Annotated in this window: 19 protein-coding genes; 6 read left to right on the plus strand and 13 right to left on the minus strand. The window is 53.5% G+C overall.

Features of this window, described 5'->3' with window-relative positions; translation table 11 throughout:
- The coding region (locus ACRDD5_RS00005; RefSeq protein WP_438675532.1) for an ATP-dependent metallopeptidase FtsH/Yme1/Tma family protein at positions 1 to 1034 on the minus strand (1034 nt) is incomplete at its 3' end.
- 102 nt (positions 1035 to 1136) lie between these two features.
- Complete coding sequence (gene rlmE / locus ACRDD5_RS00010; protein WP_106994817.1) at positions 1137 to 1763, minus strand: 23S rRNA (uridine(2552)-2'-O)-methyltransferase RlmE; 627 nt, start codon at positions 1761 to 1763, stop codon at positions 1137 to 1139.
- 122 nt (positions 1764 to 1885) lie between these two features.
- On the opposite strand from rlmE, the gene yhbY reads away from it, so the two are divergent.
- Positions 1886 to 2179: a ribosome assembly RNA-binding protein YhbY gene (gene yhbY / locus ACRDD5_RS00015; protein ID WP_271268395.1), complete on the plus strand. Its 294-nt coding sequence runs from the start codon at positions 1886 to 1888 to the stop codon at positions 2177 to 2179.
- 153 nt (positions 2180 to 2332) lie between these two features.
- Here the strand turns inward: yhbY and greA are convergent, their stop codons facing one another.
- Positions 2333 to 2809 (minus strand): transcription elongation factor GreA, encoded by a 477-nt coding sequence (gene greA / locus ACRDD5_RS00020; protein ID WP_271284373.1) that lies wholly within the window; start codon positions 2807 to 2809, stop codon positions 2333 to 2335.
- Between the two features lie 249 nt (positions 2810 to 3058).
- On the opposite strand from greA, the gene dacB reads away from it, so the two are divergent.
- From dacB to pmrB, 3 genes are read left to right on the plus strand one after another with little or no spacing between them, the layout of a single operon-like run.
- Positions 3059 to 4492: a serine-type D-Ala-D-Ala carboxypeptidase gene (dacB, locus tag ACRDD5_RS00025; RefSeq protein ID WP_271284372.1), complete on the plus strand. Its 1434-nt coding sequence runs from the start codon at positions 3059 to 3061 to the stop codon at positions 4490 to 4492.
- A gap of 2 nt (positions 4493 to 4494) precedes the next feature.
- Positions 4495 to 5157, plus strand: coding sequence for a two-component system response regulator PmrA (pmrA, locus tag ACRDD5_RS00030; protein ID WP_271284371.1), 663 nt, complete (start codon positions 4495 to 4497; stop codon positions 5155 to 5157).
- On the plus strand, positions 5154 to 6197 hold the full coding sequence (gene pmrB / locus ACRDD5_RS00035) for a two-component system sensor histidine kinase PmrB (protein WP_438675533.1): 1044 nt from the start codon (positions 5154 to 5156) through the stop codon (positions 6195 to 6197). Before pmrA ends, pmrB begins: the two co-directional genes overlap by 4 nt.
- Before the next feature lie 36 nt (positions 6198 to 6233).
- Here pmrB and cgtA read toward each other — a convergent pair whose 3' ends face one another.
- The 4 genes from cgtA to rplU all read right to left on the minus strand — a co-directional run bounded on the left by cgtA (position 6234) and on the right by rplU (position 9081).
- The gene (gene cgtA, locus ACRDD5_RS00040; protein ID WP_271284369.1) at positions 6234 to 7415 is read right to left on the minus strand and encodes an Obg family GTPase CgtA; all 1182 of its coding nucleotides are present in this window, start codon (positions 7413 to 7415) and stop codon (positions 6234 to 6236) included.
- A 15-nt stretch (positions 7416 to 7430) separates the two neighbouring features.
- On the minus strand, positions 7431 to 8396 hold the full coding sequence (locus tag ACRDD5_RS00045) for a DMT family transporter (RefSeq protein ID WP_271284368.1): 966 nt from the start codon (positions 8394 to 8396) through the stop codon (positions 7431 to 7433).
- Positions 8397 to 8492: 96 nt separating this feature from the next.
- Entirely contained in the window at positions 8493 to 8750 is a 258-nt protein-coding gene (gene rpmA, locus ACRDD5_RS00050) for a 50S ribosomal protein L27 (protein ID WP_007673187.1), read from the minus strand.
- 19 nt (positions 8751 to 8769) lie between these two features.
- The gene (rplU, locus tag ACRDD5_RS00055; protein WP_106994824.1) at positions 8770 to 9081 is read right to left on the minus strand and encodes a 50S ribosomal protein L21; all 312 of its coding nucleotides are present in this window, start codon (positions 9079 to 9081) and stop codon (positions 8770 to 8772) included.
- Between the two features lie 257 nt (positions 9082 to 9338).
- Between rplU and ispB the strand changes: the two genes are divergently transcribed.
- Both ispB and sfsB read left to right on the plus strand, forming a co-directional pair.
- Positions 9339 to 10310: an octaprenyl diphosphate synthase gene (gene ispB / locus ACRDD5_RS00060; RefSeq protein ID WP_271284367.1), complete on the plus strand. Its 972-nt coding sequence runs from the start codon at positions 9339 to 9341 to the stop codon at positions 10308 to 10310.
- Between the two features lie 228 nt (positions 10311 to 10538).
- Complete coding sequence (sfsB, locus tag ACRDD5_RS00065; protein WP_438675534.1) at positions 10539 to 10826, plus strand: DNA-binding transcriptional regulator SfsB; 288 nt, start codon at positions 10539 to 10541, stop codon at positions 10824 to 10826.
- Positions 10827 to 10885: 59 nt separating this feature from the next.
- Here sfsB and murA read toward each other — a convergent pair whose 3' ends face one another.
- The 6 genes from murA to ACRDD5_RS00095 form a co-directional block, all read right to left on the minus strand.
- A complete protein-coding gene (gene murA, locus ACRDD5_RS00070) occupies positions 10886 to 12145 on the minus strand; it encodes a UDP-N-acetylglucosamine 1-carboxyvinyltransferase (RefSeq protein ID WP_438675535.1) in 1260 nt (419 codons plus the stop codon).
- A gap of 51 nt (positions 12146 to 12196) precedes the next feature.
- Positions 12197 to 12451 carry a BolA family iron metabolism protein IbaG gene (gene ibaG / locus ACRDD5_RS00075; RefSeq protein ID WP_271284364.1) on the minus strand — a complete coding sequence of 85 codons (255 nt, stop codon included), beginning with the start codon at positions 12449 to 12451 and terminating at the stop codon, positions 12197 to 12199.
- Between the two features lie 126 nt (positions 12452 to 12577).
- Entirely contained in the window at positions 12578 to 12871 is a 294-nt protein-coding gene (mlaB, locus tag ACRDD5_RS00080) for a lipid asymmetry maintenance protein MlaB (protein ID WP_271284363.1), read from the minus strand.
- Entirely contained in the window at positions 12871 to 13506 is a 636-nt protein-coding gene (gene mlaC, locus ACRDD5_RS00085) for a phospholipid-binding protein MlaC (protein ID WP_271284362.1), read from the minus strand. The genes mlaB and mlaC overlap by 1 nt, the downstream gene beginning before the upstream one ends.
- 3 nt (positions 13507 to 13509) lie before the next feature.
- The gene (gene mlaD / locus ACRDD5_RS00090) at positions 13510 to 14070 is read right to left on the minus strand and encodes an outer membrane lipid asymmetry maintenance protein MlaD (RefSeq protein ID WP_438675536.1); all 561 of its coding nucleotides are present in this window, start codon (positions 14068 to 14070) and stop codon (positions 13510 to 13512) included.
- A gap of 4 nt (positions 14071 to 14074) precedes the next feature.
- On the minus strand, positions 14075 to 14363 hold a 289-nt coding region (locus ACRDD5_RS00095), incomplete at its 5' end, for an ABC transporter permease (protein WP_438675537.1).

The following is a 14363-nucleotide window of genomic DNA, read 5'->3' on the forward strand; positions in this document are numbered from 1 at the left end:
TCGATGTCCGGAGACAGCGGTACGCGACGCATATGCACTTTCAGGATCTGCTCGCGACCACGAACGTCTGGCAGACCAACAACAACCTGACGGTCAAAACGGCCTGGACGCAGCAGCGCTGGGTCAAGTACGTCCGGACGGTTAGTTGCCGCGATAACGATGATACCTTCGTTACCTTCGAAGCCGTCCATCTCAACCAGCATCTGGTTCAGGGTCTGCTCACGTTCATCGTGACCACCACCCAGGCCCGCGCCACGCTGGCGGCCTACGGCGTCGATTTCATCGATAAAGATGATGCACGGTGCTGCCTTCTTGGCCTGTTCGAACATGTCACGCACACGAGATGCACCGACACCCACGAACATTTCCACGAAGTCAGAACCCGAAATCGTAAAGAACGGTACCTTCGCTTCACCCGCGATGGCTTTCGCCAGCAAGGTTTTACCGGTACCCGGAGGCCCCACCATCAGAACGCCTTTCGGTATCTTACCGCCCAGTTTCTGGAAACGGCTCGGCTCACGCAGGTATTCCACCAGTTCAGCCACTTCGTCTTTCGCTTCGTCACAACCTGCTACGTCAGCAAAAGTGGTTTTGATCTGGTCTTCCGTTAGCATTCGCGCCTTGCTCTTGCCGAACGACATGGCACCTTTGCCACCACCGCCCTGCATCTGACGCATAAAGAAGATCCAGACACCGATCAACAACAGCATCGGGAACCAGGATATGAAGATCGAAGCCAGCAGGCTTGGCTCTTCCGGCGGCTCACCGACCACCTTGACGTTTTTAGTCAGAAGATTATCAAGCAGCTTAGGGTCGTTCACCGGAATGTAAGTCGTGTAACGGTTACTATCTTTCTTGGTAACGTTGATCTCACGTCCGTTGATACGCGCTTCGCGAACCTGATCCTGATTGACCTCTTGCAGGAAGGTAGAGTAGTCCACCTTGCGGCCATTAGACTCGCTGGGCCCAAAGCTCTGGAATACTGACATCAGCACAACGGCAATGACCAGCCAGAGAATTAGGTTTTTCGCCATGTCACTCAAGGGATTAACCTCTTATTACAACTGTGTTAAAAACAGCGGCGGGATATTTTATAACCAGTTTTTTTCAAACTTTCGCCTGAAACCAACCGGCTATTATTTTCGCCCGGTCGCTACAATATACACTTCACGTGAACGCGCACGTGAAGAGTCCGGCTTACGAACTTTGACCTTCGCAAACAGGGAGCGAATTTCCTTTAGATACTCCTCAAAACCTTCGCCCTGGAACACCTTCACTAAAAAACTACCACCTGGCGCTAATACATCACGACTCATTTCTAACGCCAGTTCTACCAGATACATGGAGCGAGGGATATCCACCGCCGGTGTTCCACACATATTTGGCGCCATATCGGACATGACAACCTGTACTTTACTGTCACCCACACGTTCAAGTAACGCTTTCAGCACTAATTCATCACGAAAATCGCCCTGAAGGAAGTCCACACCAACGATGGGATCCATAGGTAAAAGATCGCATGCGATAATTCGGCCCGTTCCGCCGATTTGCGTTACCGCATATTGTGACCATCCACCGGGCGCAGCACCGAGGTCAACGACCGTCATCCCCGGTTTAAAGAGTTTGTCACTTTGCTGTATTTCATCAAGTTTAAACCAGGCACGGGAACGTAACCCCTTTTTCTGTGCCTGTAGAACATATTTATCGCTAAAGTGTTCCTGGAGCCAGCGGCTCGAGCTTGCAGAACGCTTTTTACCTGTCATTTTACTTTCCGTCCGGGTTCATCGTAGCCAGCGGTGTAAATTTCCACATAGCAATTTGGCGATATAAGGGAGATGGCGGTAGAATGAACCGTTTTCAATCCCAACGTAAGCAAAAATATACGATGAATCTGAGTACTAAACAAAAACAGCACCTTAAAGGTCTGGCACATCCGCTCAAGCCTGTAGTTATGCTTGGCAACAATGGTTTGACCGAAGGGGTACTGGCCGAGATTGAACTAGCGCTGGAGCACCACGAGTTAATCAAAATCAAAATCGCCTCTGAAGACAGAGAGACTAAGACGTTGATCGTGGAAGCTATCGTGCGCGAAACCGGCGCCTGTAATGTACAGGTCATCGGTAAAACGCTGGTGCTCTATCGCCCAACTAAAGAGCGCAAAATTTCGCTGCCTCGCTAAGATTATCCTGAATTAAGCACATTGTGGTGTGTTTAATGAGGGGTTTTTCTTTCGCAGGTGAGCAAAATGCCATGCTCCTTGAGTTGATAAAAGGCCGCGATGCGGCCTTTTTCCTATCTTTACAATGTATCAACAACTTACCGGAGATGCGAATTACAGGTAATCAACCTTGATAATTTCGAACTCCACTTCCCCGCCTGGGGTACGAATTGTCACCACATCATCCTGCTCTTTACCCACCAGTCCACGTGCAATTGGCGAGTTTACTGAGATCAGATTCTGCTTAAAGTCGGCCTCATCATCACCCACGATGCGGTAAGAAAGCTCTTCATCGTTGTCCAGGTTGATCACAGTGACTGTGCAGCCAAAAATAACCCGTCCGTTGTTCGGCATTTTTGAGATATCGATCACCTGTGCATTCGACAGCTTCGCTTCGATATCTTTGATACGCCCTTCACAGAAACCCTGTTGCTCACGCGCAGCGTGATATTCCGCATTTTCTTTCAGATCGCCGTGCTCACGCGCATCGGCGATGGCGGTAATGATCTCAGGGCGGCGAACAGACTTCAGAAAATCCAGCTCTTCGCGCAGTTTTTCGGCACCACGTAAGGTCATCGGAATAGCTTGCATTTGTTATACCTCTTAAACATTCCTGTTGGGTGCGGTGGCTAACCGCCCCGACTACTGCCTCCGCAGGCATCACAGCCTGGCATAAGTCAGAGGCAAAAGAAAACTGACCCGGAAGCAAAGTTCCAGGTCAGCAGCAATTTTTCAATTTGATACGTATTTTACCGCGAAGTTCAGTATGGGTCATCGTTTACTTTACAGGGCGTTGGGCCGTAGTATGACGGTTTGCTTCCGGGTTGTTAGCGCGAGATTATGCGATTTTCCAGATTTATCATCGGATTGACCACCAGTATTGCGTTCACTGCTCAGGCAGCGAACGTGGACGAGTATATTAATCAGCTGCCCGATGGCGCCAATCTTGCTCTGATGGTGCAAAAAGTGGGCGCCCAGGCACCTGATATTGACTATCACAGTCAGCAGATGGCGCTGCCTGCCAGTACCCAAAAGGTGATCACCGGGCTGGCCGCCCTGCTGCAACTTGGCCCTGATTTTCGCTTCACCACAACGCTGGAGAGTAAAGCCAGTGTCGACAGTGGCACGCTGAAAGGCGATCTTATCGCCCGTTTTGGCGGCGATCCGACGTTTAAACGTCAGGATCTGCGCAACATGGTTGCCGTGCTAAAGAAGTCAGGCGTCCAGCGCATTGAAGGGAACGTGCTGATCGACACGTCCATCTTCGCCAGTCACGATAAAGCGCCGGGTTGGCCGTGGAATGACATGACTCAGTGCTTTAGCGCACCGCCAGCGGCGGCAATCGTCGATCGTAACTGCTTCTCTATTTCGCTTTACAGCGCCCCCAAGCCTGATGATCTGGCCTTTATTCGCGTGGCGTCTTACTACCCGGTCAACATGTTCAGCCAGGTGCGTACCCTGGCGAAAGGCTCTCCAGAAGCGCAGTACTGCGAACTGGATGTCGTGCCAGGCGATCTTAACCGCTTTACCGTGACCGGCTGCCTGACGCAGCGCGCCGATCCGCTGCCGCTGGCGTTCGCCATTCAGGACGGTGCGAGCTACGCTGGGGCTATTCTGAAAGACGAGCTCAAGCAGGCGGGTATCACTTACTCCGGCACGCTGTTGCGCCAGACGCAAACCAATGAACCCGGCACCGTGCTCGCCAGCAAGCAGTCGGCGCCGCTGCACGATCTGCTGAAGATCATGCTGAAAAAATCCGATAACATGATCGCCGATACTGTGTTTCGCATGATTGGCCACGCCCGCTTCGGTGTACCTGGCACCTGGCGCGCCGGTTCGGATGCCGTCCGGCAAATCCTGCGTCAGCAGGCCAACATTGATCTGGGCAATACGATTGCAGTGGATGGCTCAGGCCTGTCGCGACATAACCTGATCTCACCAGCCACCATGATGCAGGTCCTGCAGTACATTGCCCAACACGATACTGAGCTAAACTTTATTTCGATGCTGCCGCTCGCCGGCCACGACGGCTCCTTGCAGTACCGCGCGGGCCTGCATGCGGCGGGCGTCGATGGCAAAGTCTCCGCCAAAACGGGTTCACTGCAGGGGGTCTATAACCTTGCCGGGTTTATTACTACCGCCAGCGGGCAGCGAATGGCATTTGTACAGTATCTTTCTGGCTACGCGGTTGAACCTGCAGACCAACGCAATCGCCGTATTCCGCTGGTGCGCTTCGAGAGCCGGCTTTACAAGGATATTTATCAGAACAACTAGCGATGAAACTACTCATTGTTGAAGATGATTTACTGCTCCAGGAAGGGCTGGCGCTGGCGCTCTCTGCTGAGGGATACACGCTGGATTGTGCAGGCACAGCCGCCGAAGCCAACGGGCTGATCCAGAGCGGCGAATACAGCCTGGTTATCCTTGATCTTGGGCTGCCGGATAAAGACGGCGCAACGCTGCTGAGCCAGTGGCGTCGCCGGGGCGTGGCCAATCCCGTGCTGATCCTGACGGCGCGCGATGCGCTGGAAGACCGCATTAACGGCCTCGACTCCGGGGCTGACGACTATCTGGTTAAACCCTTCGCGCTGGCAGAGCTACAGGCGCGTGTCCGCGCGCTGATACGGCGCTATCAGGGGCATAGCGATAATCTGCTCAGCGATGGCGATCTGACCCTGAACCTGCAGACCCAGCAGGTTCTACAGCACTCCCTGCCGGTTGAAATCACGCCCAAAGAGTTTGCCCTGCTGACACGGCTGATCATGCGTACCGGGCAAACCGTCCACCGCGAAACGTTGCAGCAGGATATTTACTCCTGGCAGGACGATCCGGGCTCGAACACCCTTGAGGTTCATATTCATAATCTGCGACGTAAGCTCGGCAGAGACCGGATCAAAACCGTACGTGGCGTAGGCTATCGTCTGGAGAGCCAAAAATGAACAGCATGCGCCGTCGTCTGATGGTGCTACTGGCCGTGATCCTGCTTTTTTTTCAACTGATAAGCGTGATCTGGCTATGGCATGAAAGCCGGGAACAGATCGGTTTTCTGGTCAGCGAGACCCTGTCAGCAAAATCCCGCAATCAGCACGTTGAAAAAGAGATCCGCGAAGCGATCGCCTCCCTGCTGGTTCCTTCCCTGGTGATGGTCGGTTTTACGCTGCTGTTCTCGTTCTGGGCCGTAAGCTGGATTACTCGCCCGCTCAAACAGCTTCGCACCAGCCTGGCAAACCGCTCTGCCGATAATCTCACCCCGCTGCCGATGTATTCCGATATGGAGGAAATTGGCGCCGTCACCACGTCACTCAATCAGCTGCTTGCCCGTCTGGATCATACCATCCAGCAGGAGCGCTTATTCACGGCGGACGCCGCTCACGAGCTGCGCACGCCGCTGGCGGGTATTCGCCTGCACCTGGAGCTGATGGCGCAATCAGGCTCGCCTCAGACCGAGCCACTGATCGCCCGCATTGACCAACTGATGCACACCGTAGAGCAGTTGCTGATGCTGGCACGGGCCGGTCAGGCGATGGCGAGTGGTCACTACGAGACGATTAACTGGTCGGATGCGGTCCTCGCCCCCCTGGCGCTTGAGCAAGAGAGCAAAACGCATACCCTCGTCTGGCCGCACCCTGCCTCGCTGACGGTTCAGGGTGATGCCGTGCTGCTTCGCCTGATGGTGCGGAATCTGTATGAAAATGCGGTGCGCTACAGTCCAGCAGGCTCCACCATTGAGATTCGCCTCGAGGCGCAGGATGAAGGCACGCTAATCAGCGTTCTTGATCAGGGCCCAGGTATCGATGAAGCTCATCGCCAGTCGATTACCGAGCCGTTTCGTCGCATCGATCAGCGTTACGGCGGTAGCGGCCTGGGGTTGAGCATTGTGCAGCGTATTATCCAGCTCCATCACGGCAGACTGCAGCTCAACAATCGCCCGGAAGGCGGGCTGGTGGTGCAGTGCTGGCTGCCGACAACGCTGAGCTAAAAAAAAGCCCCCTGATTCAGGGGGCCATTGACCGTATTAACGCTTGTAGATGAATTCGACACCTTCTTCGTCGTCTTCGTCCCAGTCATCATCCCAGTCTTCGTCGTCTTCTTCCACTTCAACTGCTTGTTCTTCAAGCTGCTGACGGTGGTAGTCATCCCACATGAATTCGACTTTCTCAGGCTGTTTCGCCTCTTCTGCCTGCGTAACCGGATTCTCAATGATAAAGGTCATCACATCCCAGCACAGATCTTTCACGCCCATCTGGCTGGCAGCAGAGATGAGATAATACTTATCTTCCCAGCCCATCGCTTCAGCGATGGCTTTGGCTTTCGCTTCGGCTTCCGCTTTGTCCATCAGGTCAATCTTGTTGAAGACCAACCAGCGTGGTTTGCTTGCCAGCTTGTCGCTGTATTTTTCCAGCTCGCCGATGATGATACGGGCATTTTCTACCGGATCAGAACCATCGATAGGATCGATATCGATGAGGTGCAGCAGCACGCGGCAGCGCTCAAGGTGTTTCAGGAAGCGAATGCCTAAGCCCGCCCCTTCTGCAGCACCTTCGATCAGACCCGGGATATCCGCGACCACGAAGCTCTTCTCGTTGTCCATACGGACCACGCCCAGGCTTGGCACCAGCGTTGTAAACGGATAGTCAGCCACTTTCGGCTTGGCGGCAGACACCGCGCGGATGAAGGTGGATTTACCGGCATTTGGCATCCCCAGCATCCCGACATCAGCCAGCAGCATCAGTTCAAGCTGCAGATCGCGTTTGTCGCCCGGGGTACCCATCGTCTTTTGACGAGGGGAACGGTTAACGGAAGATTTGAAACGGCTGTTGCCCAGGCCGTGCCAACCGCCTTTTGCAACCATCAGACGCTGACCGTGTTTGGTCATATCGCCCATGGTTTCGCCAGTGCCCTGATCGATAACGCGTGTCCCGACCGGGACTCTAACCGTTACGTCTTTCCCGCGTTTACCGGTACAGTCACGGCTCTGGCCGTTCTGGCCACGTTCAGCACGGAAGGACTTTTCGAAACGGTAGTCGATCAGGGTGTTGAGGTTTTCGTCGGCTTCAAACCATACGTCACCACCATCACCGCCGTCGCCGCCGTCAGGGCCGCCTCGCGGAATGTATTTCTCACGGCGGAAGCTTACGCAACCATTACCGCCATCACCTGCCACGACCAGGATCGTTGCTTCATCAACAAACTTCATTTTACTCTCCGTAAATCATTCGCCTGAGCGGGGGACAACTACAACCGCTTCACTTTTGCGCCAACGTCCCCAAAGACGATGACCAATGGCGGAATACATCGCGCCCGCAACCACGACAAACGCACCGATATAAGCCAGCAGGTTTAACATCGGTTTGACGAAGAAATCGGGCCAGGCCATTGATAATAAATCTGAAAATAACAGCGTAAACAGCGGGGTCAGCGTGATTAACGCGCTCACCTGTGCTGCCTGCCAGCGTGCCATCGCTTCTGCCAGTGCGCCGTAACCTACCAGCGTGTTCAACCCACAGAAGACCAGACACGCAAGCTGCCAGTCGCTAAGCAGAGAGATAACTCCCGGCTTCGCAAGCGGCAACAATGCAATAGTACATAAAGTGTACAGCAAAAACAGGATCTGCTGTGACGCCAGTCGACGCAATAACACCTTTTGCGCGACGCCGTAACTCACCCAAACCGCCGCGGCGCTTACGCCGAAAATGACGCCCCAGGTGTAATCCGTCAGCCGGGTAAATATCTCAATCAGGCTGGTGTTGAAGAACAACACCAGACCGCAGAGCAGCATCATCGCCCCGATAATCTGGGTGCCGCGCATCTTCTCTTTGAGGATGAAGACGCTGGCGACCATCATGCCAACCGGTGAAAGCTGACCGATTACCTGCGAAGCCGTAGGACTGAGATATTGCAGGGAAGAGCTGAATAAAATGAAGTTACCGAACAAGCCCCCCGTCGCAATCGCCAGCATGACGAGCCAGCGCGGCTTGCGAAAGATCCGCAGGGGGGGAAGCTTACCCTTGATGGCCAGGATAGTCCCTAGCCCAACAGAGGCCATCAGGAAGCGATAGAACACGACCGTCGGCGGCTCCATCACATCCAGAACCTGCTTCATTGCAATTGGCAGTGCACCCCAGCACATCGCAGTAATGAGTGCCAAAAGAATACCAATGCCAGCTTGCTGCTTCATGCCCGTTTTCCCTACAGAAAAAATTACCGGGTTTCCAATGTAAAAAGCCCCGCAACACGTTGCGGGGCTTTAATCCGTTACCGGACCGAGAAAACCTTACTCAGCAACGATGCTGATGTATTTACGGTTGTTCGGGCCTTTAACTTCAAATTTCACTTTACCGTCTGCTTTAGCAAACAGAGTGTGGTCACGACCGCAACCTACGTTGTTACCAGCGTGGAATTTGGTGCCACGTTGACGAACGATGATGCTACCCGCCAGAACGGTTTCGCCACCGAAACGCTTAACGCCAAGGCGTTTAGCTTCTGAATCGCGACCGTTACGAGTTGAGCCGCCAGCCTTTTTATGTGCCATTTAAATCTCTCCTCAGGTCTTAGGCGCTGATGCCAGTAATTTTCACATCAGTGAACCACTGACGGTGGCCCTGCTGCTTACGGTAGTGCTTACGACGACGAAACTTAACGATCTTAATTTTCTCGCCACGACCATGAGCAACAACTTCAGCTTTGATAACGCCGCCATCAACGAAAGGAACGCCGATTTTGACTTCTTCACCGTTTGCGATCATCAGCACTTCTGCGAACTCAACAGCTTCGCCAGTTGCGATGTCCAGCTTTTCCAGGCGAACGGTCTGACCTTCGCTTACTCGGTGTTGTTTACCACCACTTTGGAAAACCGCGTACATATAAAACTCCGCTTCCGCGCACGTCCTCGTGTGATTCAGAGTGCGCTATAAATATTCACAATAGGGCGCGAATATTACGCAAAACGCGAGCCTTTGACAAGTGCTACCATCAACAGATGAAGAAAAAAAAGACAACATGTACGGTAACGTTTATCTGACGCGTTTTTTCAGTACAATCAGCGATACTATTGATAAACCGAACCCTTCGTTAGCCCTTGTAATAGGGGGTGAACAGGATTACTAGCCCGGCTTTTGCGATGAATTTAGAAAAAATCAATGAGTTAACCGCGCAAGACATGGCGGGTGTGAATGCAGCAATTCTGGAACAGCTCGATTCTGACGTTCAACTAATCAATCAGTTGGGTTATTACATCGTCAGCGGCGGAGGTAAACGCATCCGTCCGATGATCGCTGTGCTGGCCGCACGCGCGGTTGGCTATCAAGGAAATGCGCACGTTACGATTGCGGCCCTGATCGAATTTATCCATACCGCAACACTGTTGCATGATGACGTTGTCGATGAATCGGATATGCGTCGCGGTAAAGCCACCGCTAACGCGGCATTCGGTAATGCCGCCAGCGTGCTGGTCGGTGACTTTATCTATACCCGCGCCTTCCAGATGATGACCAGCCTGGGATCGCTGAAAGTGCTCGAGGTGATGTCCAAAGCGGTGAACGTGATTGCGGAAGGCGAAGTCCTGCAACTGATGAACGTCAACGATCCGAACATCACCGAAGAGAACTACATGCGGGTGATCTACAGCAAAACCGCGCGTCTTTTTGAAGCCGCGGCGCAATGCTCTGGGTTACTTGCAGGCTGTAGCGAGGAGCAGGAACGTGGTCTGCAGGATTATGGTCGCTATCTGGGTACCGCCTTCCAGCTGATTGACGATTTGCTCGATTACAGCGCCGATGGCGAAACGCTGGGCAAAAATGTGGGTGATGACCTGAACGAAGGCAAACCGACGCTTCCGCTGCTGCATGCGATGCGCAACGGCACTCCAGAGCAGGCGAAGCTGATACGTGAAGCCATCGAGCAAGGCAATGGCCGACACCTTCTGGAGCCCGTACTGGAAGCAATGGCAGCCTGTGGTTCCCTGGAATGGACGCGACAGCGTGCTGAGGAAGAGGCCGATAAAGCCATCGGCGCACTGCAGGTCATCCCTGATAGCCAGTGGCGAGATGCCCTTATCGGCCTCGCACATATTGCTGTTCAGCGCGATCGCTGAGAGCAAATGGACTCTCTTTTTTGTCAACGGAGAGTTCTTATAAGCTCCGAATATGTTCCATAAGGTTGTTAATGAACTCGCTTACAGACCGCATGAATAAAGCCCTGGCAAAATCTGAATGTGGCTCACAGTAACGCGAACTTTTTAGAACCCTTGTTCGAAGAAGGTATAGTAATAGCGTCATTTAAGACGAATGACGTGAATGCACCTGAACAAAGGGACAACGGAATGGAGAAGAAATATACCGACTGGCACCCGGCAGATATTATCGCCGCGCTGCGTAAAAAGGGAACGTCACTGGCCGCGGAATCACGCCGCAATGGCCTCAGTTCTTCCACCCTGGCAAATGCGCTGACGCGCCCCTGGCCAAAGGGAGAACTGATTATTGCAACCGCGCTAGGAACCGATCCCTGGACAATCTGGCCTTCGCGCTATCATGACCCGATAACCCACGAATTTATCGACAGAACGCGCATGATGCGCCAGAGAAGACCCGCAAAAGAACGCCAGGATTGACGTTCTCATCAACGGAATAGCAACCCCCCGGCCACTGTGGCAGGGGGCTGCCCGAACGATTACTCGCCCTTCACACGCTCGATATTTGCACCCAGGGCGCGCAGTTTATCTTCGATACGCTCATAGCCGCGATCGATGTGATAGATACGATCCACAATCGTTGTCCCTTCTGCAATACAACCCGCTAATACAAGGCTCGCAGAAGCACGCAGATCCGTTGCCATCACCTGCGCACCGGACAGTTTTTCCACGCCATGGCAAATCACGGTGTTGCTTTCGATTTCCGCGTGCGCACCCATACGGATCAATTCAGGTACGTGCATAAAGCGGTTCTCGAAGATGGTTTCGGTGATAAAACCAGTACCTTCAGCCACCAGGTTCAGCAGCGTGAATTGTGCCTGCATATCCGTCGGGAATGCCGGATGCGGCGCAGTGCGTACATTCACAGCCTTAGGACGTTTACCGTGCATGTCCAGGCTAATCCAGTCTTCACCGGTTTCGATTTCCGCACCCGCATCGCGCAGCTTCGCCAGAACAGCATCCAGCGTATCGGGTTGGGCATTACGGCAGACAATTTTGCCGCCGGAGATCGCCGCAGCCACCAGGAAGGTGCCGGTTTCGATACGGTCAGGCAGGACGCGATAAACGCCGCCACCCAGGCGTGCAACGCCTTCGATGGTGATACGATCGGTCCCCTGGCCGGTGATCTTCGCACCCAGTGCATTGAGGAAGTTCGCCGTATCGACGATTTCCGGCTCGCGCGCAGCGTTCTCAATAACGGTGGTGCCTTCAGCCAGCGTCGCCGCAGACATGATAGTGACGGTAGCACCGACACTGACTTTGTCCATCACGATGTGCGCGCCTTTCAGACGGCCATTAACTGACGCTTTGACGTAGCCCTCTTCCAGCTTAATGTCAGCGCCGAGTTTTTCGAGGCCAAAGATGTGCAGATCGACCGGACGCGCGCCAATGGCACAGCCGCCAGGCAGAGAGACCTGACCCTGACCGAAACGTGCCACCAGCGGACCCAGCGCCCAGATGGAGGCACGCATGGTTTTCACCAGGTCGTAAGGGGCGGAGAAGTTATTGACGTTACTGGCATCGATCCATACAGAACCGTTGCGCTCAACCTTGGTACCGAGCTGGCCGAGCAGCTTCATGGTGGTGTCGATATCTTTCAGCTTCGGTACGTTCTGAATCTCTACCGGCTCTTCCGCAAGCAGTGCAGCGAAGAGGATCGGCAGCGCGGCGTTCTTAGCGCCGGAAATTGTGACTTCGCCCTGAAGGCGCGTCGGCCCCTGAACACGAAATTTGTCCATGATTTACTCTCTGTATAAATTCAACCGTGCTGCGGGCATTTCACCCTCAGCTCAAAAACCGTTTAGTTTGCGATCGCGTGCCCATTCAGTTGGGGTGAACGCTTTGATCGACAGGGCATGGATACGATTATCCGCGATATATTCCATCAGCGGCGCATAGACAGCCTGCTGTTTCTTCACGCGGCTCATGCCGTCGAATACCTCACCCACAGCAATAACCTGAAAGTGACTGCCATCGCCGGAGACGTGGACTTCCTGAAGGGCAAGTGCGTTCATCAGCACGGTCTGGATTTCATGATTTTCCATGGGTTCTTTATCATCTGGTAGTGAAAACAAGCCCAACATCTTAGAGCAAAGTGAGGCAGTCTTAAACAAGCAAAAAGCCCCGACGAAGAAACTGTCGAGGCTTTCTATAGTAACGTACTGAAAAAGTTAGCGAGGTAAAACGTCTGCTGGCAAATTATAAAGCTGAGCCAGGGTCATGACGTTGTCGCTAATGCCAGAAAGCGAGACCTGCCGCCCTTGCTGTTTGCCCGTCGCCACCAGATGGACCAGCAGCGCAACCCCTGCGGTATCAACGCGTAAAACACCGCCGAGATCGATGCAGGAGATGCCCTGCATCGCTTCGTGTCGCGCATCCCACAGAGGATTCAGAAAATCCTGATCCAGCTCACCAGAGAGTAGTAACGTTTCCCCCTCGCGGACCCAGCTGAGCTGCGGCAGCATTATTTCTTCTCTTCCAGGGTGATTTTCTGGCGTGAGATACTGTTCAGCTGCGCGGTCAGACCGTCGATACCTTTGGTACGCAGCAGATCGCTCCATTCGTTTTGCTTGGTGGTGATCATGCTCACCCCTTCAGCAATCATATCGTACGCCTGCCAGTTGCCACTCTGGCTGTTCTTACGCCACTGGAAGTCCAGGCGCACCGGTGGGCGACCGTTCGGATCGATGATGGTTACGCGAATAGGCACGATAGTCGCATCACCCAGCGGCTGTGCAGGGGCTATCTGATAGGTCTGACCGTGGTACATCGCCAGCGCCTGACCATAAGCTTGTTTCAGGTATTCACGAAACGCAGTGAAATAGGCTTCACGCTGCGCCGGGGTCGCGTCTTTGTAGTAACGACCCAGCACCAGTGCACCGGCATATTTCACCTGCACATAAGGCAGCAGCTCCTGATCAACCACATCACGCAGGTAATCGGGATTAGAACGAATCTTAGGTTGTTCATTTTTAAGGCGATCAAAGGTTTTCTTTGCCGCTTCGGTCATCTGTTGATAAGGATTGGTCTGATCGGCTGCATTTGCCGCAGTCAGAGGGGCAATCATCAGCATGGCAACCATTAACAGTCGTTTAAACATGAATTACTTCTCCTGAGATGAATTCGTCGTACCAGCGGACGGCACAGCATCGGTTTGCGCGGGTGTCTGAGCAGCCTGATCCTGATCGCCGCCTTTACTGTTGCTGTTGTAAAGGAACTGACCAATCATATCTTCTAATACCATGGCTGACTTCGTATCCTGAATTACACCGCCATCTTTAAGAATAGTCGTTCCCAGTTCGGGATCTTCAAAACCGACGTTCAGCGCCAGATATTGTTCACCCAGCAGGCCGGAGGTACGGATAGAAAGGGAGCTGGTATCCGGGATATGGTTGTAGCGCTCTTCAATGTCCAGCGCAACGCGAGGCAGATAGCTTTTCTCATCCAGCGTAATGTCCGCCACACGACCGACCACCACGCCACCAATACGCACCGGCGAGCGGCTTTTCAGGCCGCCAATGTTGTCGAAGGTGGCATAAATACGGTATGTCGGCTCGGTGCGGATCGTCGTGACATCCGCCACTTTAAAGCTTAAAAAGAGCGCTGCCAGCAGTGCCAGCAACACAAATACGCCTACCCAAATTTCAGTTTTTTTCGTTTGCATGAACTCAATTCCCAAACATCAGTGCGGTGAGCACAAAATCCAGAGCCAGTATGGCAAGCGACGAATGCACAACGGTACGCGTTGTTGCCCGGCTGATGCCAGCTGAAGTCGGGATCGCGTCATAGCCATTGAATAACGCAATCCAGGTGATAGTCACGGCGAATACCGCGCTTTTAATCAGGCAATTAATCAGATCCAGGCGCCAGTCCACCGCACTTTGCATTGCCGACCAGTAGAACCCGGCATCGATCCCTTTCCATTGCACGCCGACCAGCGACCCGCCCCAGATCCCG

The organism is Silvania sp. (assembly GCF_051656365.1).
In the GTDB taxonomy this organism is placed as follows: domain Bacteria; phylum Pseudomonadota; class Gammaproteobacteria; order Enterobacterales; family Enterobacteriaceae; genus Enterobacter; species Enterobacter hatchlandensis.

Bases quoted from the DNA above. Each gene is read 5' to 3' on its own strand.
- rlmE (WP_106994817.1), bottom strand. From the start codon at position 1,763: ATGACAGGTAAAAAGCGTTCTGCAAGCTCGAGCCGCTGGCTCCAGGAA.
- yhbY (WP_271268395.1), top strand. From the start codon at position 1,886: ATGAATCTGAGTACTAAACAAAAACAGCACCTTAAAGGTCTGGCACAT.
- greA (WP_271284373.1), bottom strand. From the start codon at position 2,809: ATGCAAGCTATTCCGATGACCTTACGTGGTGCCGAAAAACTGCGCGAA.
- dacB (WP_271284372.1), top strand. From the start codon at position 3,059: ATGCGATTTTCCAGATTTATCATCGGATTGACCACCAGTATTGCGTTC.
- pmrA (WP_271284371.1), top strand. From the start codon at position 4,495: ATGAAACTACTCATTGTTGAAGATGATTTACTGCTCCAGGAAGGGCTG.
- pmrB (WP_438675533.1), top strand. From the start codon at position 5,154: ATGAACAGCATGCGCCGTCGTCTGATGGTGCTACTGGCCGTGATCCTG.
- cgtA (WP_271284369.1), bottom strand. From the start codon at position 7,415: ATGAAGTTTGTTGATGAAGCAACGATCCTGGTCGTGGCAGGTGATGGC.
- ACRDD5_RS00045 (WP_271284368.1), bottom strand. From the start codon at position 8,396: ATGAAGCAGCAAGCTGGCATTGGTATTCTTTTGGCACTCATTACTGCG.
- rpmA (WP_007673187.1), bottom strand. From the start codon at position 8,750: ATGGCACATAAAAAGGCTGGCGGCTCAACTCGTAACGGTCGCGATTCA.
- rplU (WP_106994824.1), bottom strand. From the start codon at position 9,081: ATGTACGCGGTTTTCCAAAGTGGTGGTAAACAACACCGAGTAAGCGAA.
- ispB (WP_271284367.1), top strand. From the start codon at position 9,339: ATGAATTTAGAAAAAATCAATGAGTTAACCGCGCAAGACATGGCGGGT.
- sfsB (WP_438675534.1), top strand. From the start codon at position 10,539: ATGGAGAAGAAATATACCGACTGGCACCCGGCAGATATTATCGCCGCG.
- murA (WP_438675535.1), bottom strand. From the start codon at position 12,145: ATGGACAAATTTCGTGTTCAGGGGCCGACGCGCCTTCAGGGCGAAGTC.
- ibaG (WP_271284364.1), bottom strand. From the start codon at position 12,451: ATGGAAAATCATGAAATCCAGACCGTGCTGATGAACGCACTTGCCCTT.
- mlaB (WP_271284363.1), bottom strand. From the start codon at position 12,871: ATGCTGCCGCAGCTCAGCTGGGTCCGCGAGGGGGAAACGTTACTACTC.
- mlaC (WP_271284362.1), bottom strand. From the start codon at position 13,506: ATGTTTAAACGACTGTTAATGGTTGCCATGCTGATGATTGCCCCTCTG.
- mlaD (WP_438675536.1), bottom strand. From the start codon at position 14,070: ATGCAAACGAAAAAAACTGAAATTTGGGTAGGCGTATTTGTGTTGCTG.